General features: G+C 42.3%; 12 protein-coding genes. 2 read left to right on the top strand and 10 right to left on the bottom strand.

From position 1 onward, the window contains the following. Window positions 1-5 precede the first annotated feature (5 nt). The 5 genes from DW036_RS21400 to DW036_RS21420 all read right to left on the bottom strand — a co-directional run bounded on the left by DW036_RS21400 (window position 6) and on the right by DW036_RS21420 (window position 14,552). Window positions 6-3,026, bottom strand: coding sequence for a TonB-dependent receptor (locus DW036_RS21400; protein ID WP_118466112.1), 3,021 nt, complete (start codon window positions 3,024-3,026; stop codon window positions 6-8). Window positions 3,027-3,178: 152 nt separating this feature from the next. After that, complete coding sequence (locus DW036_RS21405) at window positions 3,179-5,596, bottom strand: glycoside hydrolase family 3 N-terminal domain-containing protein (protein WP_187374655.1); 2,418 nt, start codon at window positions 5,594-5,596, stop codon at window positions 3,179-3,181. A gap of 89 nt (window positions 5,597-5,685) precedes the next feature. Further along, window positions 5,686-7,971 carry a glycoside hydrolase family 3 N-terminal domain-containing protein gene (locus DW036_RS21410; RefSeq protein ID WP_233560504.1) on the bottom strand — a complete coding sequence of 762 codons (2,286 nt, stop codon included), beginning with the start codon at window positions 7,969-7,971 and terminating at the stop codon, window positions 5,686-5,688. A 236-nt stretch (window positions 7,972-8,207) separates the two neighbouring features. Next, window positions 8,208-12,113 (bottom strand): hybrid sensor histidine kinase/response regulator transcription factor, encoded by a 3,906-nt coding sequence (locus DW036_RS21415; RefSeq protein WP_118466115.1) that lies wholly within the window; start codon window positions 12,111-12,113, stop codon window positions 8,208-8,210. A gap of 87 nt (window positions 12,114-12,200) precedes the next feature. Then, the gene (locus tag DW036_RS21420; protein WP_118466116.1) at window positions 12,201-14,552 is read right to left on the bottom strand and encodes a HAMP domain-containing sensor histidine kinase; all 2,352 of its coding nucleotides are present in this window, start codon (window positions 14,550-14,552) and stop codon (window positions 12,201-12,203) included. A gap of 183 nt (window positions 14,553-14,735) precedes the next feature. On the opposite strand from DW036_RS21420, the gene DW036_RS21425 reads away from it, so the two are divergent. Beyond that, the gene (locus DW036_RS21425) at window positions 14,736-17,519 is read left to right on the top strand and encodes a TonB-dependent receptor (protein ID WP_118466117.1); all 2,784 of its coding nucleotides are present in this window, start codon (window positions 14,736-14,738) and stop codon (window positions 17,517-17,519) included. On the opposite strand, the gene DW036_RS21430 is transcribed toward DW036_RS21425, so the two are convergent. From DW036_RS21430 to DW036_RS21450, 5 genes are all read right to left on the bottom strand, one after another. Then, a complete protein-coding gene (locus DW036_RS21430; RefSeq protein WP_118466118.1) occupies window positions 17,479-18,363 on the bottom strand; it encodes an AraC family transcriptional regulator in 885 nt (294 codons plus the stop codon). The two genes, DW036_RS21425 and DW036_RS21430, sit on opposite strands and share 41 nt — an antisense overlap. Before the next feature lie 152 nt (window positions 18,364-18,515). Further along, a complete protein-coding gene (locus tag DW036_RS21435) occupies window positions 18,516-19,586 on the bottom strand; it encodes an endonuclease/exonuclease/phosphatase family protein (RefSeq protein WP_118466119.1) in 1,071 nt (356 codons plus the stop codon). Window positions 19,587-19,866: 280 nt separating this feature from the next. Next, window positions 19,867-20,823 (bottom strand): fimbrillin family protein, encoded by a 957-nt coding sequence (locus tag DW036_RS21440; RefSeq protein ID WP_118466120.1) that lies wholly within the window; start codon window positions 20,821-20,823, stop codon window positions 19,867-19,869. A gap of 41 nt (window positions 20,824-20,864) precedes the next feature. Beyond that, window positions 20,865-21,854 (bottom strand): DUF5119 domain-containing protein, encoded by a 990-nt coding sequence (locus tag DW036_RS21445; RefSeq protein WP_118466121.1) that lies wholly within the window; start codon window positions 21,852-21,854, stop codon window positions 20,865-20,867. Beyond that, a complete protein-coding gene (locus DW036_RS21450) occupies window positions 21,827-22,795 on the bottom strand; it encodes a DUF3575 domain-containing protein (RefSeq protein WP_118466122.1) in 969 nt (322 codons plus the stop codon). Before DW036_RS21450 ends, DW036_RS21445 begins: the two co-directional genes overlap by 28 nt. Window positions 22,796-23,478: 683 nt before the next feature. Here DW036_RS21450 and DW036_RS21455 point away from each other — a divergent pair. Next, window positions 23,479-24,795, top strand: coding sequence for an ATP-binding protein (locus tag DW036_RS21455; RefSeq protein ID WP_118466123.1), 1,317 nt, complete (start codon window positions 23,479-23,481; stop codon window positions 24,793-24,795). Window positions 24,796-24,959: the final 164 nt, after the last annotated feature.

Raw genomic sequence — 24,959 nt, forward strand, 5'->3', positions numbered from 1 at the left:
TCCGATCAGAAACCAAGCTGCAAACCGAAAGTCAACGTACGGGCTTCGGGATACTTGTCAGCGGGCTGTTCGGGACTGTACGACTCATAATCTGTCAATGTTAACAGGTTTTGTCCGGTAAAGTAGAACCTTACATTGCTCAAGCGCACTTTTGCAAGCCATGTCTTCGGCAGGGTATATCCTATCGTTATATTCTGCAAACGCACATAAGAGGCATCCTGACGAGCTATACTTCCCATTTCGAGGGCTCCATTGGTTGTAGGCCGCGGGAAGTTACCGGTAGGATTTTCCGGTGTCCAGTAATTCACCTTCACACCGTTGAACACTGCACGCATATTACCACCATAATTATAATCTGCCAGGAACGGATTGTATTTGGTTATTCCCTGTACAGTATAAATATCCATGGAAAAGTCAACATTCTTATATCTTACCGATGCATTGAAAGAACCATTCCACTTAGGGAATTGTGAAACCAGTATTTTGTCATCGTCGTCCAACTTACCGTCGCCCGTGCGATCTACAATTTTAATGTCTCCGGGTTGAGCATTGGGTTGTGCTGATTTAGGAATCTCATCAATCTCGTCTTCCTGCCAGATACCGGCTACTTCGTATATTTTGGATACATTGATAGGTTGTCCGATATACCAGTTATTAATAGGATAATCATCTTCTTTGCCATCACCATCCAGGTCACCGAACAGCTTTATAATCTTATTGCGGTTACGTGCAAAAGTCATTCCCAATTGTACATCCCAATCCTGACTCTTTACCACAACACCTTCTAACTGTATTTCAAGACCTCTGTTCTGAATCTCTCCGATATTGTCCTTGATGGTAGAATATCCGGTAACCGAACTGATAGACCGGTCTATTAGCAAATCTTTCGTACGGGTATTATACCATTCCACAGTACCGGACAAACGATTATTAAAAAATCCAAAATCCACAGCCAGATTCAGAGTCGTAGAAGTTTCCCACTTCAGCTTAGGATTCGAGAGAACAGCTCCCGGCGTATATCCTGTCAGTTTCTTCGTGGTATAATAATCCCACTGGTCGGCAGATGCAATACTACCATAAGGCTGTATCGCTTCATTTCCTACGCTACCATAGCTACCACGTAATTTCAGGTTCGTAAGTTGCTCAAAGTTTTGCATAAACTCTTCCTGATACACATTCCATCCCAATGCCATGGCAGGAAAAACAGCCCATTTGTTTTTAGCACCGAATACGGATGAGCCGTCACGACGCCCACTTACGGTTACATAGTATTTCGAAGCGAAATCATACTGCATACGTAGAGCGGTAGAAACAAGACGGCGTTGCGACGCACTTAAAGTAGGTATTACTTTCCCGGCTGCTTCAATGCCATAGACACCCAATAAGTCATTCGGAATTAGCGATCCGGCCATCTGATTGGAATGTTGGTTACGCTCATTCCAGCTCTGAATCAATGTACCGGATACGTGATGTTTGCCAAATTGATTATCATACGAAAGGATATTATCAAGCGTCCACTCGTTCTCATCCTGATTTTTTATAGTGCCACTTCCCATACCTGTGTAACTTCCTGCCTTCGAATTGGCTGTACTATAGGTTTCTACCTTTGCATTCCAGCTACGACGGCTCACATTCAGTCGATAGGTCAGTCCCTTAAAAATCTTGAAGTCGAAGAAAAGATTCACCAGGTCATTACGGCTCTTGGTGGTCGATGTCTTTTCCTGCAAGTCAATCAGCGGATTCCAGTTCTCCTGCAATCCGGTGGGGTGCATATTGAGGTTACCTTCAGCATCATAAACCGAACCTAAAGGTGAACAGGTAACAGCATCGCGCAACAGGCCGGCTACCCCCGGATCATTCTTAGTCGAAATGCTCAGGCTGGTATTTAAACCGACTTTAAGCCAACGGGTAATTTCCTGATCAAGGTTAAAGCGAAGCTGCCCCTTTATAAAATCCGTTGCAGGTACCACACCGGTTTGCTTCATAAAGTTACCACTCACAAATACCTTTGTTTTCTCACCACCTCCGGTCACCGTGAGATCATGATTCTGAATAGTACCGGTACGCATCAACTCTTTCTGCCAGTCAATGAACTGTCCATTCTGGATAGATTCGAGTTCCAATTGGCTGAATACATCAGAATCGGCACCATACTGGTTATTATTGGTGGTGCGGTAAGCCTCACGTTTATACTGTATAAATTCTTCAGGCGTGTAAACATCAAAGTTACGGTCGACGTTTTGGATACCATAATACCCCTGATAACTTACACGCGCCTTTCCCGCTTCTCCTCTTTTGGTGGTAAGCAATATGACACCATTTGCTGCACGTGCACCATAGATAGCCTGAGCGGCAGCATCCTTCAGAATTTCCACAGATGCAATATCATTCGGATTCACATCATTAATGGAACCGATCACCACTCCGTCAGCTACTACAATAGGAGTAGTACCTCCCGAAATAGAGTTTGTACCGCGTATCTGTATATTCGAACTACCACCGGGACCGGCATTTTCTGAAGTTGTAATTTTCAGGCCGGCAGCTCGTCCGCGAAGCATTTCACCAATATCCAGGGTAGCGGCTTTCGTCATTTTATCTGTCTTAATCGTGGTTACAGAACTGATCACATCACTCTTCTTCATCACTCCATATCCCACAACAATTACATCATCAAGAGTATTTGAATCTTCCTGCAATTGTACAGTGAAATGATTCTTTCCATTTATTGAGACCTCTTGTGCATGATAACCGATGTAAGAGATCTGCAAAGTTCCTTGCAAAGGTGCATTCAGGGAGAATTTACCGTCAAGATCCGTAATTACACCCACAGCCGAGGATCCTTTCAGTACTACATTCGCGCCAATCAGTGGTTCGCCTTTATCGTCGGTCACCAGACCGGTGATCTGCTGGTTGGCTGTTCCGGATGAAATGTTCTGTGCAGAGAGTGGCATCGCAACGATGACCAACACGGCACACATAAGAAGATAAACATAAGTTCTCTTCACAAATGTAAAAAGTGTATTCATAATTAATTGTGTATTAATCAAATTTTCAGTATTAGTTTCTCTACTCATAAACTCAAACGAGCTTTTTTAATCAGTTTCATTGTTTCTCATGGTTATAAATTTAAGATAAATAATGGGATTAATTTATAGTATTGAACGTTCATTATACAGTTTCAGGGTTGCATCATTTCAAACTTTCCTTTCAGTCGGATATCTTCGGAACTGCTACCAATAAGGACCTCAAACTCACCGGGTTCTACGATCCAGTGCATATCTTTGTCAAGCATTTCCAGATCCTCGGGAAGAAGAGTGAAATGAATACGCTTGGTTTCCCCCGGTTGCAAGGTAACCCGTTGGAAACCTCTCAATTGAGAATCATAGGTAATCACGGAACTTAACTTATCACGCACATACAGCTGCACTACTTCATCACCCGCCCGCTGTCCGGTATTTGTCAGATCCATAGATATTTCTATCTTCCCCTGCACTCCCTGCCTGTCAGGGGTAATATGCAAATTTTCATATTCAAAAGTGGTATAACTCAATCCATATCCGAAAGGATAAAGAGAACCTACTACCGCTGTTTTGCCATAGCCGTTGGGGCCGTCACCCGGTTGTCCGGCATGTGAACCCGGCTTGAAGGGAAAGTTCAGCTCAATCTGTCCCAGAGTCTTAGGAAACGTTACCGGCAACTTTCCTCCGGGATTATATTCTCCGAAAAGAGTTTCAGCTATCGTCTGTCCGCCGGTGGAATTTGGGAACCAAGCTTCAAGAATAGCAGGTATGTAGCGGTTCTCCCAATTAATGGTAAGCGGCTGTCCGTTGATAAGCACCAGAACAATAGGTTTCCCAGTTTCGTACAAAGCCTGCAAGAGTTGTAGCTGACGCCCCGGTAAGCCCAATCCTGTACGCGATTTACTTTCACCTACCCGGTGTTCGTCCTCACCCAATACGGCAATTACCACATCACTCCGACGAGCCTTCTCCACAGCTTCCTGAATTTCCTGCCGTTCTTCCTCCGTCAAAGGAGTCGGAATGATTTCACTTTCCGGCCAAGTGGCATCTACTACTTCGCATCCTTTGGCATAATGTACGGTTACCGCCTGTCCGACGTAATCTCTGACACCCTGCAACACGTGAGTTACCTGCAAATTCTGCGGACCATATCGGCTGACATAAGCGGTAGTATCCGTAGCTAAAGGCCCCGTAACCAAAATATTCCGGAGATTACTCAATTGGAGAGGCAAGAGATTGGCTTCATTTTTCAATAACACCAGTGATTCTCTTCCCATCTGTTTCTCAAATTCTCTGGTATCAGGCGAAGCTACAATCTTGTCGGCGGCTTTCGTATCCGTGACATACGGACTGTCAAAAAGCCCCAGACGGAATTTAACCCGCAGTACATCTGCTACATTCCGATCCAGTGTCTGCATAGACACACTTCCTTCTGCAACCAGCTCACGCAAGGGCAATACAAAATCGGAAGGTTGCGTAAAGTTCGTTTTCACATTGAGTCCTGCTTCTACCACTTGTTTCACGGCTTCTTTCATGTCCTGAGCCACACGGTGCTTACTATAGACAAACTCAACCGCTTCACTGTCAGAAACGACATAACCGTCGAAACCATATTTTTCTCTCAGCAACTCAGTCAGGAAATAATAACTGCCGGATACGGGAATACCATCCCAATCGTTATAACTGCTCATCACTCCCATCGGATGAACCTCGCGTATAATCTTCCTATAAGGATAAAGATGCAACTGGTGCATTTCGCGGGGAGCGACATGCGGGTCGGTACGTGCATGTCCATCACGTCCACCTTTGGGGACACTGTACACAGCAAAATGCTTCAACGTTGCAGCAACTCCCTGCGACTGGATACCTGCCACCATTTCCTTGCCCAATGTGGCTACATGAAAAGGTTCTTCACCGTAACATTCAAGTACGCGCCCCCAGCGCGGATCGCGTGCCAAGTCCAGAATAGGAGCATATACATTAGTGTAACCCAAAGCTTTAGCTTCACGGCCTACAATCTCTCCCGCCTGTCTGACAAGAGCAGCATTCCAGGTGGAGCCGATGGCAATAGGAGCAGGAAGCGGAGTCGCGCGGTCGTGATTGAGTCCATGAATCCCCTCGTTGCTGAAATCAACAGGAATGCCAAGGCGTGTTTCTTCAATAAACCAGCGTTGCACTGTATTAATGGCTTCAGCATGCTTACTGAAAGGGTAGGAATATTGAGTTTTTACAAGTCCATTGAGATGTTCGTCGATATTGGCAATGCCATCTTTCCATAACTCCTGTTTCCAAGCAGGGGTAGGCAGTTCGTCTTTAGCGACCCTCTTATATCCATATAAGGTAGCTAATTGACAGGTTTTCTCCTCAACGGTCATCTGCGAAAGCAAATCGGCAATGCGAGCTTCGATAGGAGCCGTCGGAGTTTCGTAGATGTCTTTCTTCCCGTTTTTATTCAGATCTATCCAGTCTTTATGATAGATCGTTTTAGACTTTTGCGCCAGTACCGGTTGAGATACAAAGGCACTTAGAAAACAAGCGATACTTATTATAATCAGTTTTTCAGTAGGTGTTCTCATAGACTTATTTATTGTTTTTATTTTCGGCAAAGATATGGGGGAGAGGGACTTGCTACTCCCCCAATTCATCTAAAAAGGTACACTATTCATCATTTTATGGTAAACAACTCCCTTTGCAGGTCAATATCACGGGAAGAATTCCCGATCATAACCTCGAACTCACCTTTTTCCACACCATAGTTCATATCGATATCATAAAAACTAAGTTCTTTGGCGGTGATATTAAAAGTGACTGTCTGGCTTTCTCCAGGTTGCAAAGTAATTTTATGAAAGCCTTTGAGCTCTTTCAATGGACGTACTACCGAACTGTAGCAATCGCGTATATACATCTGTACCACTTCCGTTCCGGCTCTTTCACCTATATTCCGGACTTCAACAGAAGCACGCAAGGTATCCTGTTCATTCATCGACCTGGCAGATAACTTCACAAGGCTGAATTCAAAAGAAGCATAATTCAATCCATATCCAAACTCAAACAGATTAGTACTTTTTCCCGTACCGTACGGGAACCATTTGCTCGTTTGCTTGTGGTTATAATAAGTCTGAACCTGACCGGCAGAACGGGGAATAGTGATGGGAAGTTTTGCTTCAGGGTTCACTTTCCCGTATAAAATTTCCGCAACAGCCTGTCCGCCAAATGAACCGGGCTCCCAGGCCTCAACCAATGCAGGAATATTTTCAGCAATCCACTCAGTGCTCAACGGACGACCGTTGACCAATACAACAATAGTGGGAACTCCCGTAGCATAAATCTCCTCTACCAACTGTTGTTGCAAACCTACCAATGACAATTCATAACGGTCCACATTCTCACCGCAAGTTTTATCTTTCCACATATAGCGCATGGAGTTCTCACCCACCACTACAATAGCCAGATCGGCTTTTCGGGCTTTGTCTTTCGCTTGCAACACACGAGACATTTCCATAGTGCGCAAATTGGTGGCAAAAGGAAAGAAATCAAAGTCAGTCTGGGGAGAAACCATACGCAATCCCTCAATGACTGTAGTCACGCAGGAGTCCGGCTGTTCAAAAGCCCAGTCACCCAAAACAGTCTGGTTGTCAGCATTGGGGCCGGTTACAAAAACCTTTTTATAACGGTCGCTATCCAAAGGAAGCAGATTATTATCATTCTTCAGAAGCACAATACTTTTTCTCGCCATTTCGAGTGCTGTTTCACGATGTTCGGCACTGAACAGAACTTGGGAGACTTTCTTTTCATCTATATAAGGATTCTCAAACAAGCCCAGTTTGAATTTGGCAGTCAGTATCTTGCTGACGGCATCATCTACGCGGCTCATGGGGAGTTCCTTTTCATTAACCAGTTCTATAATGGCATCCGCAAACTCGGGACCATGCATGTGCATATCCATTCCATTCTTTACGCTTTGCAGATATGCGTCTTTCAGTGTAGCGGCGGTGCAATGCTTTTCGTGCACCTGCTCAATATCCATCCAGTCGCTCACTATGAACCCATTAAATTTCCAAGTATCTCTCAGGATATCCTTCATCAGGTATTTACTGGTATGGCAGGGCACTCCGTTAAGTTCATTATGTGCCATCATGAAAGTATATGTGCCCGCATCCAGGCAATCTTTAAAAGGAGGCATGAAAACCTCGTGCAATGTACGGTTGGAGATATCGCAAGGAGCACCATTGATGCCATTGACAGGTTGGCTTCCACCGATAAAATGTTTGGTACAGGCCAATACTTTATCCTGTCCGGTAAAGTCACTTGTCTGAAGTCCTCTGACGGTAGCTGCTCCCATCTGTCCTACAAGAAAAGGGTCTTCGCCAAAGGTCTCTCCCACCCGTCCCCAACGGGCATCACGAGCCACTTCTACATTGGGAGTAAATGCCCAATGGGTACCGGTGGCACGCATTTCAAGAGCAGTCTGGCGAGAAGCTTTTTCAGCCAGTTCCGGTTCGAAGGTTGCAGCCTGTCCGATCGGAGTAGGATAAATGGTAGCTCCTCTATAGAGTCCGGTACCATGAATGGCATCAATGCCGATGAGTAAAGGGATTTTAAGGCGCGATTGCATGGCATATGATTGTAATCGATTGGCTTCTTCACTGGTAATTACATGCAAAAAAGATCCGATAAGCCCTTGTTTGGTCATTTCAATCAGTTCGGTAGAATGCAGATCAGGATAAAATCCTTTGGCATGGCTTTTCTTCATTTCCTCCACCGTCATGTCTTTTTCGGCAGCTTTCATGTGTTCTATACCAACGTATTGTGACATCTGTGCTACTTTCTCCTGCAATGTCATACGATTCATCAAATCATTCACCCTTTTCTCCACAGGTTGGGAAGCATCCAGATAAAGCGGATCTTTATTCTTATCAGAGCACCCTGAAAAGAAAATCGGAAACATCATAACTAATAAATAAATTCTCATATATAATAAAGGTATTAAATTTATCCAGCCTTACATAAGCCATTCGATTTACAGTTGCAAATGTAGCGGGAAGGGAAAAGAAAGAGGTACATTATACGTCATTCCAGGTGCACAGATGTTCATATATTGCCTTCTACAAGGCTTATATGACACAAAATGCGGTGTAACGATTAAGATCACACCGCATTTTTATTTCTTTTATTCAGTAGCGTTACTTATTCTCTTTTTGCCAGATACTCTTTGGGAGATACACCATAAAATTCCTTGAAAATACGACTAAAGTATTTCGGATTGTCAATTCCCACCTTAAAAGCAACATCCGTCACCGAGTACTCTCCCGAAAGGAGAAGCGCAGCCGCCTGCTTGAGCCGGAAAATACGGATAAATTCAGTGGGAGATTTACCGGTCAGTTGGGTAATCTTATTATATAGCAACGTACGGCTCATAGCGAGTTCACTGCACATCATCTGAATATTTAATTCCGGATTATCTATATTAGTCTCTATCAACTTCAAAAGCTTTTCCATAAATTCATTGTCCGCCTTGTTCGACAATTCCACAGCATTGTTGTTTTTCAGTTCTTCCAGACATTGCCTTTGGGCGGCTTGCCGCAATTCAAAGATATTGGCTATTTTGCTTCGCAATACTTCTTTGTCGAAGGGCTTGGCAATATAGTCGATAGCTCCCAGACGCATACCTTCCAATATGCTTTTCTTATCCGTAACTCCCGTAAGCAGCAGGAATGGAATATGAGAAGTCTTTATATTACCTTTCACCTTCTGGCAGAACTCAAACCCCGTCATTCCCGGCATCAACACATCCGAAATAATAAGTTGAGGTGAGAAAGCATCTATGCCATCCAAAGCTTCAACGGCATTATTGAAGGTCTTTACATGATAGACATCACTCAGCGACATCTCAATGTAACGGGACATTTCGGGATCGTCTTCCACCACCATAACGCGATTTACGTGAGGATCGCTAACAGAGACGTCATGACCGAGTGGAACATTCTCACTATTTTCAGAATGATCCACTGCATTCTCGTATGTCAAAGGAAAGGACAAGAAGAATTCCGTACCTTCATCCACTTTGCTTCGGAAGGAAATTTTACCCTGATGCAGTTTAACAAGTGCTCCTACCAACTTCAATCCGATACCGCTGCCTATTTCACCGGAATTTATTGCATTATCCGCTCTGAAGATATGTTTGAAGATATGCCTCTGTTCACGGGTAGAGATTCCGATACCGGTATCCTTGATGCGCAAATACCACTTATGTTCATCTACCGACGCTTCAATACTAATCTTTCCTCCATAAGGAGTGTATTTTATTGCATTGGAAAGAAGATTATCCAATATACGCGTTATCTTCTCCTTGTCGAACCAGACTTCCTGCCGGGTAGAGTCTTCCAGTTTGTTTTCTATATGAATATATTTGTTTCCAGCTACTAATTTAAAGGAATCCAGTCGGTGACGCAGAAAAGCCTCAAGCATTTGTTTGGAAACTACCAACCGGCTTGCATTCAGTGATACACGCTGAAAGTCCAGCAGTTTCTCCACATAATGCGCCAGCTTGGATGAATTATTCAGAGCCATTTGCAGCAGCTGAGAGCCTTGGCCCGAAGGCGGGATCTCATTCTCCAAGTCCTTCAATGGAGCCTGTATCAGGTTGAGCGGTGTCAACAGATCATGAGCTGTGGTGACGAAGAAATCGATTTTAACTTCTGTATTCCTCTTCTCCTGTTTCTGTTTAATCATCCTGTAAATATAGAAAAGAAGCAGGGAAAACAAAGCCAGATAGACCAGCCGCGCCCAAATCGTATTCCACCACGGTTCAGCCACCATAACATAAATTATCCGCTCCTTCTGATCCACTCCGTCTATCACCGATTTCACATGGAAGACGTAACTGCCCGGCGCCACCTTAGAATACGTAGCCACATGGGTCGAAGCCGGGACCGACCACGAGATATCATGTCCTTCCAGATAATAAGAATACTGTGTCTTTTGCGGTGTCTGATAATTAGGCGTAACAAAATGAAAAGAGAAAAAATTCCTGTTGTAAGGCAATTCTATCCGGTCTGTCTTATAGATCGGTTCACACAGCAAATTTGATGCATCCGTACAATATACCGGTTCGTTGAACACATCAAACTGATAAACGATCGTCTCATTATCTGTAGGAAGCTTCGTCTTTCTTATCTCATCCGGCTTAAACAGAATAGCCCCATCGGTACTTCCCAACAGTATATCTCCGTTACGGCAAACCCAGCAAGCCGACTTATTGAACTGATTGGATGGCAAACCATCCTGTTTGTCGAACACTTCGATAATACCTGAAGCAGGAGACAGTTTGTTCAGACCATTTTCCGTAGCAATCCACAGATGACCTTCCGCATCGGAAGCTATCCCATAAATATAGTTAGATGAAAGATGATCGTCTACTGTATAATGGCGTATGGAATCGTTTTCCATATCATAATAATACAGGCCATAGTTTCTTGTTCCCACCCAGTAGGCTCCATCCCTGATCCGATAGATAGTAGTTACTTCCTTGGTAATAGCCGTTGATTTTATCTCACTTGTTTCTTTGTTGAGAATAAAAAGTCCGCTATACAATCCCATCACCAATAGCCGGTCCGACTGTCTTTCAAACTGATTCACCTTACTTATATTATACTTACTTACCAGCCCGGTCTTTATATTCAGTGAAGTGATATCTCCCATAATTCCTCCAAACCACAGCAGATCACCATCCGGATAAATGGAGTAAATATAATTGGTGGAGATAATAGGATTCCGGTCCTCGACGTGATATCTTTTCACATCCCCCCTTTTCCAGTCAATACAGGCAACACCGAAAGAGTACCCTCCTGCCCATATACGTCCTTGCGAATCTTCGGCTATGGTAAGTATCGCATTTCCTTTTTCGCCGTAAATATTCCTATTAAAGTAATGCGTCCAGGTGTGCGTGTGCACTGAGAACATGCTGACACCGCTATTAGTTCCAAACCAAAAGTTGCCTGAAGAATCTTCCAGCACTGCATTCACCACATCATTTCCAATGCTTTGCGAATCCCCCGTCCGATGCTGGAAATACCTAAAGTTCAATTTATAAGAGTCTTGAAAAGAGATTCCTCCATGATAAGTAGCCACCCACAGATTGAACTGATTGTCGACAAAAAGTCCCCGCACATTATTCGTAAAAATGGAGGTGGAAGAAGTTTCATTGTAAGCATACTGTTTATCTATTGTCAGATTAGCCTTATCTATGACAAAGACACCTTCCAAATCCACTCCTACGGCAATTTTATCCGGTGTATAGGAAATGATGGAACGTATGGGCTTCGTAATCGGCAGGGGTAACTTCTGTAAGTCTTCCATTTCCATGGAACGGCCATACAGACCGGCATCCAGCGTACCAATCAATATTCTGCGATTTTCCATATCCACATAGGTCGACAATACATTTTTCCCTTCCAGGCAACGGAAACACACTTCCATAGGGCCGATCTTGGGGAAAATGCTTATATAAAGTCCGTCACGGGTAGAAATATAATATCGGTCATCATTCTTATTCACCTGATTTACAGATAACTCTTCGGTTCCGGAGAGCAGGGAAGCCATTCTGTCCGGTAAATTCAACTTCAAAATTCCCTTAGAAGTTGACAGTAAAATAGTTTCAGGGGAATCGAACATAACATCATTCAGAATAATAGAATGATTATTGAAGAAGTCACGTACAGCATATATCAGTTCAAACTCATCCTTCCGTTCATCATATTGAAAAAGAAGCCCCGCTTCGCTAAATACCCAGAGGGTACTATCCGGTGAACAACGCAGGTAATTTACCCCTATCCTATTATACCCCTGGTCGGGAAATAGATTCAAAGGATAATGCCTGAAGTTTTTCCCATCAAACCGGTCTACCCCCAGTTTGGTGGAAATCCACATAAAACCATGCTTATCTTGTTGAACAGAGAAACACCTTCTATTACTCAAACCGTCATCTTCTGCTATCCGATGGAAAAAATCAGAAGAAGAAACAGAAGTAATGCAAAATAGAAGTAGAATAATAAGTAGAATGAATCGTTGCGTTCTGATCTTGTATGTTCTCATATTTAAAGATTAATGCCACAAATATACAATACCCTGAGAGCGATATCAAATGTTTCGACCATTATTTTAAAGAACCCGTCGGAAGTCTTATACCTCATCCGCCAAAGATAGAATAACCGTAAAACAGCTTCCCTTTCCTACTTCAGACCATACCTCTATACACCCGCACAACCGCTCAATAATAACTTTACAGATAGAAAGCCCAAGCCCGCTTCCTTGTTCAAACTCATCAGTTTTATAAAAGCGGTCAAAGATCATCATGAGTTCCTTCTCATCGATTCCTTTTCCCGTATCCTGCACATAGACGCTGACTTTCTGGTGTTCCTTATCCACACTACATCCCAACGTCACCGAACCACTCCGGGTAAATTTATCCGCATTATTCAGGAAATTGGAAATAACCTGAATAAAACGCATACGATCTATACTGACGGGTAAGGAAAGACTTTCATCCAGAACAAGATGAAACTGCAATGAAGGCTTGATCAGTGCTTGATAAGCCATATAAATCTCTTTCACAACCGTCGTCATATTCCATTCTTTTATTTCGAGATCCAGATTACCGGAATCCAGACGCGATATTTCCACTACGTCATTGACAAGTTTCAAAAGCAGTTCATTATTACGATTGATAATCTCAAGCATGGCTTTCTTCTCTTCCGGCTCAATCTCATCTCCCCCTTCGCCTACCAACAAATTAGTGAATCCCACGATAGCATTCAGCGGAGTACGGATTTCATGGCTCATATTGTTCAGAAAAGATTGCTTCAGCTCAGCATTTTCGGCCATCTGCTTAGCCTGGATGAGTTGCTCTTCGCGCTCCACCTGCAACTGAATATCCTGCATAATACCTGCCAGCATTATCCTCCCTTTTGCATCTTTCAGGCTGCGACACCGTAGTTCATACCAGCGATAATTCTCTTCACTGAAAGAGAAGCGTACACGTCGAACATGCATATCCGTAGATTGATGCAATGTTTCGTATAATGAATTTAGCAGGGGGACATCATCAGGATATGCATATTTCAAGAAATCGGTTCGCACAAACGTCCTCTGTTCCATTCCCACCAAACGTGTATAATTCTCATCAAATTCAATATTCTCTCCCTGAATATCCCAAAGGGCAACCCGCCCTCCATCCATAGAAAGCCTTAGCCGCTTATGAATTTCCTCAAGCATCTCCAGATTCTTTCTCTCTTCACGCGAACGTCGACGGATACGCAACCAACTGACCAGTACCAGAATAAAAGCAAAAATAAACAGTCCTGTCAGAAAATAAAGCTCGTTCCGATACCGATCATAAAATGAGTAATTGATAATACGGACATCTTCAGGTACATTTTCCACAGCAAAGTCCGCATAGGCTGAAAAGTAAGTCCAATCCAGTACATATTCCTTTTCCATATCCCTGATTTTCGGCATACCGATTTTCTCTTTATTCATCAGGCGAACAGCAAAATCGGCCGCAGTATGCGCAGAAATCTCATCAGTAGTCATGTAGCCGCCCACAATCTTGGCATCCTCCCCAAATCCTTGGCGGATGCAGCTGAAAGAGGGAATATTTAGGGCTTTAGTAATCGGAAGCGACATCTGATCAAACTTATCCAGCAGAAAAACCTCTTTTTCCTGTCCACTTTTTGATTTCTCCATGTCGACAAGCAAAGAAGTCCCCTTGGTATAGCGGAAAGGACAAAGGCTTATGGTTACCTCATCTTTACCAACATGACTACCCGCTCTTGCAGGCATCAAATTATAATGCTCGACCATTTCCTGTAATTCCTTGTATTCCGGTTCTGCAGAGAAAGCAGACCCACAACCCAATAGCCGCATTTCCTTTCTATCGGCAAACCGAGTTAACAAATCAAACGATTTATATCCAAGAGGAGTCAGGTCAATATTATAAATGATATCTATCCCTGTCTGTGGCTGCAAAGATTTTATAAAATCGATATTACACTGAAAGTCCGGTGCATCACGCAACACATAAACTTTCCTGCGCTCATATTCCTTTATGAGCTTCTCATCCGGAAAATGTACATTGCAAGCTACTACAGGGACAGAGGAAAGCAGACGGTGACGGGTGGTAAACAAGGCAGATGCAGCTTGGTCGCCCACAGTAAGAATCAGTGCCACCGGCTTATCTTTAATAATCTCCAGATACGCCTCCATGTTTTTTATCCCCTCTTTCGGATCGACAGTATTGAAATCCAGATAAAACTTATTAAATACCGGCTCTATTCCCTGCTTTCTGAACTCCTGCCTAAGAAGTTCTTCAAAATTTCCATAGCAATCATAATAAGGAGAGGAAGAATACATAAGAGAAATTATTCTTTCTATCCGATGGTTGGCAGTATGCCATCGTTTAAAATTGACCCCGCATAAAAAAGCACATAGCAAGAGAATGAAGGCAAAAGCATATTTTAGTTTGTCGGTTTTCATTGCAAGACTAATATGCTAGCAAAAGTAATATAATATCCATAAAAGAAAGAAGGTTTTATTCAAAAAATATTCAGTCTTTTTTATTTCTGCCACAGATAAAAGTGATATTTTAAATTTTCTTTATCAAAGTATTGTATACAAACGAAAACTCCCTAATTTTGTGACTGCTATAAAAGACTTAAGATGAACGTGCACAAAACCTGGATATTATTACTATTCTTACTAACCCCGACTATTCTATTCGCTCAAAAAACAAGAACAGTCAAGGGAAAAGTGTGCACGGCGTCAGATACAAAAAAAGGAGAAGAACCCTTACCTTACGCAAGCATTGTTATTTTGGGAGGAAAAGATTCCACTTTCATAAAAGGAGCTGCAAGCGACACGGACGGACACTTCAGCCTTCAGTTTACTCCTCAGAAAGGAACGCAATATCTACTCAAAGCTTCTTATACGGGCATGCAATCTGTTTTCCGGAAACTGGATGGCAATGCTTCAACCATTAATCTGGGCAGCATTCTGCTAGAGGAAGGCATCGAATTGGGAGAAGTGACAGTGAAAGCTTCAATACGCGAAATAGATCAGGTGGGAGATACCACCATCATCAATGCAGCAGCTTATAAAACACCGGAAGGCTCCTATCTGGAGGCTTTGGTAAAACGTATCCCCGGAATGGAATATGACAGCGAAACCAAGACACTGAAATATAATGGGCTGCCTATCAATGAAATCAATGTAAACGGTGAAGCCTTCTTTGCGGGCGACAACAAGATGGCACTGGAGAACCTCCCTGTAGAGTTAATTAGCAAGATAAAAGTATACGATAAAAAGAGCAAACTGGAAAAGCTGACAGGCGTCAGTACTGGAAAGGAGAACTATGTACTCGACTTGCAGACCAAAGCGGAATTCAACGGAACCCTCCTTTTATCGGGACAAGCCGGATATGGCAATAACAACAAAAAAGACTTCAACCTGCAAGGAAACTACTTCAAGAATAACGGAAACAATCTCTCCGTCATTGCCAATTCCGGTAACCTCAACATGAGAACAAGCTATAAAGACAACATACAGGAAAACGTTGCATTGAACTTTACCCAAAAGTACAATAAAAAGCTGACTCTCAACGGAAATATGTCCTATCACCACAATAACCAGGGCAACGTATCCACATCTTACAATGAACAATACCTGACAAGCGGAAACAAATACCAATACTCTGCCGGTGACAATACGAACGGCAGCCATAATATGAATGCGACATTGGGCTTAAATTGGCAGGTAGATAGCATGACCTTTGTTAATATTTACGGTAATTTCAATCTCACCCGGAATAATAGTGCCAATAATAACCGCCAGGGTACATTCAATGAAAACCCTCATCTGGATATCCTGGACCCTTTCAGTACCATCAGTGATGTACCCGATAATCAAAAAATCAATGATATTTCTATGGGGTCGCTGATGAAAGGCAACCAACACCGATCTTCCTTCCACGCAAATATCATGCGTCGGATCAATAAGAAAGGAACTTCCGTTGGGCTGACAGCTCAATACAATGATAGCAAAAATGACAATAACAACTTCTCCGTATCATCAACAACCTATTATCAACTGAAAAACAGTGCCGGAAACGACTCTATACTCTACCGTAACCAGTACTCATCAAACCTGTCACCCAACCGTTCACAAGGCATCGGGGTGATGTTCACCCATCCGTTCACCAAGAAACTACGCTCACAAATCTCATATAATTTCAATTACAGCAAGCAGAAAAATGACCGCAATACATACGACCTGTCCGGTTTTATGGAAGAAGCGGAAGTGCAGCCCGGCTATCTGCCCGAGGGATATGAGACGAGTTACATCGACAGCCTGAGTAACCGAAGCCATAGCAGTACCCTGCAACACGGAATCAATCTGTTTCTTAACTACTCCGACACCATCTGGAATGTCAATGCCGGGATGTCCGTAAAACCCGAACGCCGTAGCCTGAACCAAAAAACTGGTTTGCATAAAGCTGATACCACCCTTCGCTCTGTCGGTTTCCAGCCCATGTTGTTTGTCTCATGGCAGAAAAAGAAAAACAGGATTATTCTGCACTATTATGGAAATACCTCACAACCGTCATTATACGATCTGATCTCCCCCACCAACAACAGCGATCCGCTCAACATCACGCGAAGCAATCCCAATCTGAAACCTACTTACAATCAATCCGTCCGACTGGAAGCACAGAATACAAAGCAAGGCATCTTTGCCACACTGAACTGGAACAACAGAATCAACAGCCAGACCCGTGCAGTGACCTACAACCAGCAGACAGGCGGGCGTGAAACCTATCCGGTCAATATCAACGGCAACTGGAACATGAACGGTGTACTTCGATATCAGAAGCGCATCAAAAGCTTTAGCCTGAATGCCAATGCCGGAGGCTCTTTTGCGCAAGATGTCAGCCTCATCAACGAAAACCAGACCGAACAACCGGAGCGTAGCACCACTCACAACACCGGGATAAACACTGACCTCCGCCTATCCTATCAGCCTAAATGGGGAAACTTCGACCTGAACGGAAGATGGAATTTTCAACATTCTGCCAACTCGCTTCTCGAAACAGATACTTACACCCGTAATTATGCTTTCGGAATAAACGCCTTTGCCGATTTACCGAAAAGTATACAGCTGAGAACTGATGCGAATTATTCTTTCCGAAACGGTACGAACATAAAGAAGGGCGAAGATGACCAATTTGTATGGAATGCAAGTATCACATGGCGTTTCCTGAAAAAGAAGCAAGCCGAGGTATCAGCCAACTGGGTGGATATACTCAGCCAACAAAAGAGTTATTACCGCAGCACTATGGCAGATGGCTTTTACGAGAGCCATACTCAACAGATAGGCAGTTATTTCATCGTCTCTGTGAAATACCGTTTTAACCAGCCTCTCCGCAAAAAGTCTGTGTCTCCTCAGTAGAAGCAGACTGCACCGAACGAAGCCCACGGGGAGAAGAGCCGAAATATTTCTTACAGTAGTTAGAAAAATGAGGCAAAGATTCGAAACCATATTTATAACAGATTTCGGAGATAGTGGCGTCCGTATACCGAAGTTCATAAGCTATGCTCTCTTTACGTTTCTCCATCATCCACTCATAAACAGGTTTATGGAATACAGAGTTGAAAATGCGCCGGAAGGTGGTAGTGGTGTAGCCACCTAATTGGGCTAATTCTTCCACAGTCTTCACCTTCATATGATTCTGTAAAACAAAATACTCAAAGCTGGACGTATATCTGGAAAGTGAATGCACCAGCATAGAAAGGTCATAATCAGAATAATATTGTCCCAGAATAAAAGCAAGTTCTTTCCGTTTAAGAGAAAGCAATTCCCGGCAAATCTTCTCTTCTACCAAATAAGCTTTTGAAGCACTCAAAAAGAAATTCAATTCATTAGTAATTTTCAAAGGCGTGAATATAAGAGGAGGAGTTATATCATTCATTATATGTTTATAGCGTTCCTCGCAAAACAATTCCGGCTGATTGAAGCGATAACAAACACATTCCACATCGGTCAGAGCGAGAATCTCATACTTTGAACCGATAGCCTGAAGAATAAACTCACCGGCATGCAGCACAGTACCTGCATACTCCTGACTGTTGACAAGAGCTTCTCCTTCTAACAGAAAAATCATGATATTCTCTTCGCATTTTTGGGCAGGAAGGTGGAAACCTCTTGAATGAGAGGCATAAATGATAGCATTAGCCACAGCCTTAGGGCACTGCTGACACGATATGACCGCACCACATGCAGAGTAAGTTTGCATTGTAGATTGAATGTTTTTTGTTTGTTATTGTGCGGCAAAAATAAGAATATTATGGGAAGAAACAAAAAAAGTCCCCAAAGACTTTACAAAATGTAAAGTCTTTGGGGATAATTCTTCAATTTATTCAATAATGCTACAGCAAGCGCAGTCTTTTATAACGATTTCGAAGAAGCCTTATGAATCTTGAAAGTTGCAAGGTTCCCTTTGTGATCTGTAGGCCAAACACAGGAGGGGGTCAGGAACTTATCTTTGGAATCATTTTCTGTTATTATGCCTCTCACAACTGTTTCGGAAGGTCCTACCAATATGCAATTTTTCAATGAAAGAATCGAGTTCATCGGATAATAATAAATAAAATCAATCCGGTCACGTTCATCGGCTTCGGGTGCCCAAGCTAATTTTTCCAGTTTAGCTTCTTCTGCAAGCTTATTTCCTGCAGGAAATGTGAAGCCGGGATATCGAACAGGATTAGGATATTTTTCACGATAACTATCCTTGAATCCAGCTTTATGAAGCATCATAGAACAATCCCAATGAATGACAGCCCCATTGTGATCCCATAGATTTTTTGTGTCCGCCTGCCAGTCCAAATGGGAAGGCTCGTTGAAATCTCCTCCCATAATAACCGGACGTCCTTGTTTAATATCGGTTTGCACTTCTTCCACGAAAGCACGGATAGACTCATCTCTGAATGACAAACGATTGGCTTTCAGGACCTCGGACTCATCTGTTATAGGATTATCTATCTTTTTCCAGCTCGTGCCACTATATCCACGTGGCATATAACATTCATAATTCCGATAATCTAAATGGCAGGAATAAAAAGAAACCGGCTGCCCTTCGATTGTGGTTGTCATTTTCACCATAGCACGACTTTCATCACCCGGTACAATGCAGCATTTAGTCATGCTATCCGGTTTGAACTTACTTAAAATACCAATTGCCAGATCGAAAGTCTCTCCATAATAATGCTTTCCCCTTTTCTTCAATTCCTCTATCACGTGTGGTATAAACCGCTTTCCATCTCTGACTTCACATAGGAAAACTACATCTGCATCCATCTGATCCAATACATCAATAATTCCTTGATCTCCATTAGGCACTTTAGCACCTCCATGCCACAGGTTTAATTGAAAAACTGTGAATGTACTTTTTGCTTTTGCATTGCAGAGATTAACTGAACAAAACAGGTATAGTAATAATAATAGTAGATTCTTTTTCATTTCGTTAATGCATTCTATAACTTTGATAAATTATAAGTTTATACAAAAGTAGTACATTCTCTGTGCATTCCAAGCTGTTTATGTAGTTTTTGAGATTTCTTAGCCGGCTAATTCTTTTATCACTTTATTTAGAAATATGGATGGTACAATTCTTAGTACGGGAGGAGTCTGATGATTATTTATACTTGCCCTGTTTCAAAGAGAATATATAAATAAAAAACTACGAGAAATATCCCGTAGTTTTCTATTTATACAATATTTTGAAGAGTTCCTCTCTACTTTATTCAGCAGAACCAGATTCAGGAGTCTCATTTATGTCCTCAACATTAGTATCAACAGTTACTTTTTCAGCTCCAACAGGTAATGTTAATGTATAGCGAATATTCTTTCCTATCTCCCATTTTGCTGATGTACCTAAAGTAACGGTTTTGGTATTATTAAAATAGATATGACCATCTTTCTCTGTCTTATATGTCACAGATATAGTCTTTGATGCTACAGACTGTGGTAACAACATTAAAGAACCATCTGACGTATCTAAAGCATAGACGTTGTTGTCGCTGCCTTTAACAGGAGTTAAACTAATTGGATATGAATAATCAACTGCTGCCTCAGAACCAGCACTCCAACCTCCTTCATTAGTACCAAATGTATATGTAGCAGTTCCTCCTTCAACTCCATTGATTGTAATATTACTCACAGTATATGTGTATGCAGGATCTACCGGTTCATAAGAGAAGTTGATACGTGTAAGAATATGCTTAAAAGTAAGTTCCAATTTACCACCTGCAGGCACAGATGCCACACTTTTATGAGCTACTACCAAGTCCGTTTGTGCTCCTACAGCCCCTATTGCATAACTTAAGGTTGGATAACCAGCTTCAGGAGTGCTAAACTTATCCTTGAGAGTTGTAGGATAAGCAAAAAATTCCATATTTTCATCCAAAGGCCAATAAACATCCCCTGTTGTTTTCCAACTTCCTCGTCCACCTGTGTAGTCTTTATTCATGTAGGCAGTGCCAACTCCCGAACCTGCAATAGCTGAAACCTCAACAGTATAACCATTTACTGTAAAAGCAGTAAAATTATCATTATTAGTCACTGCCGCTCTCGTTGTCCCCTTTACTGCCGTAGTAACATCAATTTTTGCCTTTTGGCCAACATTCTCAATCTCCTCATTCTGTGAGCAACCTACGATTGCCAACGCAGCAACTGCTGTTAATAAAATCTTCTTCATAATCGTTTGTTTTATAAGTTAATATTTTAATTTATTTACTTTCAATTTACAGGTAATTCCACATCCGTCTCATCATCCCAATCTCCTACATCACCACCCATGCCTCCGCCTCCACCGGGAGGAACTTCCACATCATCCACTTCTATTTCTTCATCAATCGGTATTTCAATATCCGTTGCCGGATCTCCTCCCCCCTCTTCAGGAGGAGTAGGCGGAGGAGATGGAGCAGTTACAGCAGCTGTTATGTCAACCTCTACTTCCTGAACCGTATTATCGACTTTTACAAGTAGTAATTTCATCGTTACCTCGCTGCCTGAACGTGTGCCTGTTGATTCCGACGTAAAAAAAGCAGAAAAGCTACCACGTATCACATCATCTCCTTTTCGGGCCTCTACATAAATTGGGGCAACACTTGCTGTACATGAACCACTGCTGATGTAATAAGAACCATTCATCCCGTCTACATTACAGATAATGCTTGCCACATTCTTCAATCCTTTCACCTTTATTTCAAAAGAATAGTTCTTGACTACCTGTTTCGGCTGAAACTCCATCAAAAGCATCTTCTCACTCTTTTCTATTCTCATATCTTTCACACTTACTACATACAAAGGGTCCGGTGACCACACCATCGCTTCACTGGTACCAAGCCCTGTACACGGTCCGGTGTAAGCCTCAATCGTCTCAAACGCCCCATCACCACGAATCAACACACTCTCCGTATTATAATTGTAAATCACCATGTCATAATATCCCGGTAGTACTTTCACCACTCCCCCCTCAACCGAGAGATAGCTCTCCACCTTTCTTCCTTCTTCGCTTTTCGGGTAGAAGATCACCCTCATTCCTTCGGGCAACTGCTCTGTCACCCCCTTCCAATTAAGCTTGATCTGTACTCCGCTGACAGGATAATCGTCCAGTATATCTCTAAATTCACATCCCGCTAAAAGTACCGATAGCCCCAATAGAAGCAAAAGAAACATACATTTTGTACGCCGCATAGCTACCGCCTCCTTCCCTGAATGAGCCATACCAAAGAAACCTTGGCTTTCGTAGGCCCTATAAAATGATAGCGTCCGCTACTTGTCCATATCAAATCACTTTCATAGGTAGTATATTTTCGGTATTCCGTCTCCAGATAGCCAATTCCCAAACTGAATTCAAGAGCCAGGTGCCGGGCCAGTCGATGACTGTAACCATAAGTCAGTCCAGAAGCTGCATAATAGTTTCCCCGGTATCCTTTATCCTTATCAAACTGGAAGTCGTACACTCCCCCTTCAGCATATATTCCCAGAAAATGTCCTGTCAACCGTTCACGATTCTTGCGATTTCCAAGCCAGTAACGTACCTCAGCACCTCCCGAAAGAAACTGGTAACAGAAGCCGCGCTTGTTGTTCGACCACCAGGGACATTTATATTCCATATTCAAAGACCACCGCTGCCCTACGGGCAATTCCACCTCCACATTCGGAGCCAAAGCTAAATCATAAAGTATATTGTTCTTCAACGCAATCACTGTTCTACGCCGGGATTCTCTCTTACTTTCTGCCTCAACACACGGAGAAAAAGTCATTATTTCTATTTTTCCCTCCGGTAAAGCATCTACAGGCAATGCTAATGCAGCTATCGGCAAACTGACTTTCATCTCCCCTATCCGTTCTACCTTCCGGAATTGATGTTCCGACAAATAAGCGTAAGGTTTTCCACCATCCAAATAGCGCAACAGCTTTATCAGTTTTTCAAAGTTCCCGAAGTGTCGCCGGATTAACGCCAGCACTTCTTCTTTATCCGGTACCTGCGGATCATTCATTACCCATTGGTATATTTTGCTCCAGGTTTCCGGTTGTAACATTCGGTCTGGCGGGTTGCAAATATCCTTCTTCGCTGCTAATCTTTCAGCTCGCATATCTCCTTTTCCTAATATCAAAAAAGAGAGTATTAAGAATATATATAAACCTGCGCGAACCTCCATAACTTTGCTTTGTATATGACAAATGTATATCTAAAAAATTGAAAGAAATACGAAGATTACAACTCTTTTCAGGGGGTGGAAGCTTCTGTGAAACGAATGAAACAGATTTGCAACTTTGCAACATAAAAGAGGTCTCATGTTATTTGATAATCATTTAGCCACTATCATCCACTATATTGCCTCAAAAAGACAGTTCGTGTGCGAGAACAGTGAATATCCGTGAAAGAATTATAAAAGGAATATCAAACGGAAGCAAATATTTGGAAGAAACGGGGTGAGCTCTTACATTTGCAATGTGATTTTTTTCATAGTATTAGATTTAAGGTTAACAAAGGTTGGAGTACAGCGGTACTCCTTTTTTTATACCCATACTTTCCGATACTACTCTTTCACCATACCAACTCCGTGTCAAGTCCATACCAAGTCCGTACCAAGTCCAAGTGTATAGACATGGAGCTAATACGGAGCAGACAGGGCTTTGACTATGTTCAGAAAATAAAAAGCAGAAAAACAGACTGTTAGAAAAAACAGACTGTTAGAAAAAACAAAAAGTTAGAACTACTATTATAGAAAAAAGCAGTTCTATTTGGGTAGTTTCGTTATTCTCTGTATTTTTGTTCCGTAATGGCCATTACGGAACTGACGGTTACGGAACTGTATTATATCTACGTAAACATTTGATTATGAAATTCTACGATAGGGAACAAGAAACAGCCAAGCTGCAAGAGATACAACAGAAATCTCTTCTTCAAGCTCAAATGACCATCATTACCGGACGAAGACGTATCGGCAAAACTCAATTATTGCTAAATGTCACTGCAGGTCAACCTACACTCTATTTCTTCGTAGCCCGCAAAGCAGAAGCCGATCTTGTCGTTGACTTCCAGGCAATCGCAACCCGCAATCTGGGGATTCCTTTCTTCGGACAGGTAACTTCCTTTGCCGAACTATTCCGCTTTCTCATGGAGTATTCCGCCATGAACCCGTTCAATCTCATTATCGATGAATTTCAAGAGTTCTTCAATATCAATCCCTCCATTTACAGCGAAATGCAGCACAATTGGGATATCAACAAAGACAAAAGCAGAATGAACCTCTTACTTAGCGGATCTGTCTATTCGCTAATGCAAAAGATATTTCAAAATAGCAAAGAACCGCTATTTGGCAGGGCCACTGCATACATCCGGCTAAAACCATTTCGTACAGATGTGCTGAAACAGATACTTTCTGATCATAATGCACGCTATACCGATGAGGATTTATTGGCTTTATATGCATTTACCGGTGGTGTGGCAAAGTATGTTCAACTTTTTATGGATAATGGTATATATACCAAGAAGAAGATGCTGGATTATATGATACAGGAAGATTCACTCTTCATCAGTGAAGGAAAAAATATGCTTGTCGAAGAATTCGGAAAAGATTATGCAGTCTACTTTTCTATTCTTGCAGCCATAGCAAGAGGGGAAAATACACGCGCCAAAATAGAAGCGGTTGTGCAGAAAGAATTAGGCGGATACCTCTCCCGCTTGGAAAAAGATTTCAATCTGATAGAAAAACGTATACCACTATTGGCAAAAGTAGAAACGAAGAATGTACGCTATTGCCTGTGCGATAACTTTCTATCTTTTTGGTTCCGTTTCATCTTCAAATATTATTATATGGTGGAGATTGGTTCCTTTACGATGTTGCGTGAAATCATTGAACGCGATTATGAGATATTCAGCGGTCAAATACTGGAGAGGTATTTTGCCACGCGCTTCATGGAAAAACAATGTAGCACTCGTATCGGTGGCTTTTGGGATAGAAAAAGAGAAAATGAAATAGACCTTATCACACTGAATGAATTGGAGAAATCTGCCCAGATCATTGAAATAAAACGCCAGAAACGGAAGATTGACATGGAACGTCTACGGATAAAAGGCGCATTTTTTATTGAAAGCACCGGACTAAAGGATTATCAAGTAGAATATTTAGGACTGTCTATGGAAGACATGTAGTCTTCCGTAGACATAAAGAAAGAATTTTCTTTATTCCACCTCCATAAAGGCAGACTTTCAAGTATTTCAGCAACATACTCTTTTATCTCTAAAAGGGGAAATAGAAAAATCCTGCATATACAGCGGCATGTGTATGCAGGATTCTCGTATAATATACTTCATTT

Source organism: Bacteroides sp. AF39-11AC, from assembly GCF_003474285.1.
GTDB lineage: Bacteria > Bacteroidota > Bacteroidia > Bacteroidales > Bacteroidaceae > Bacteroides.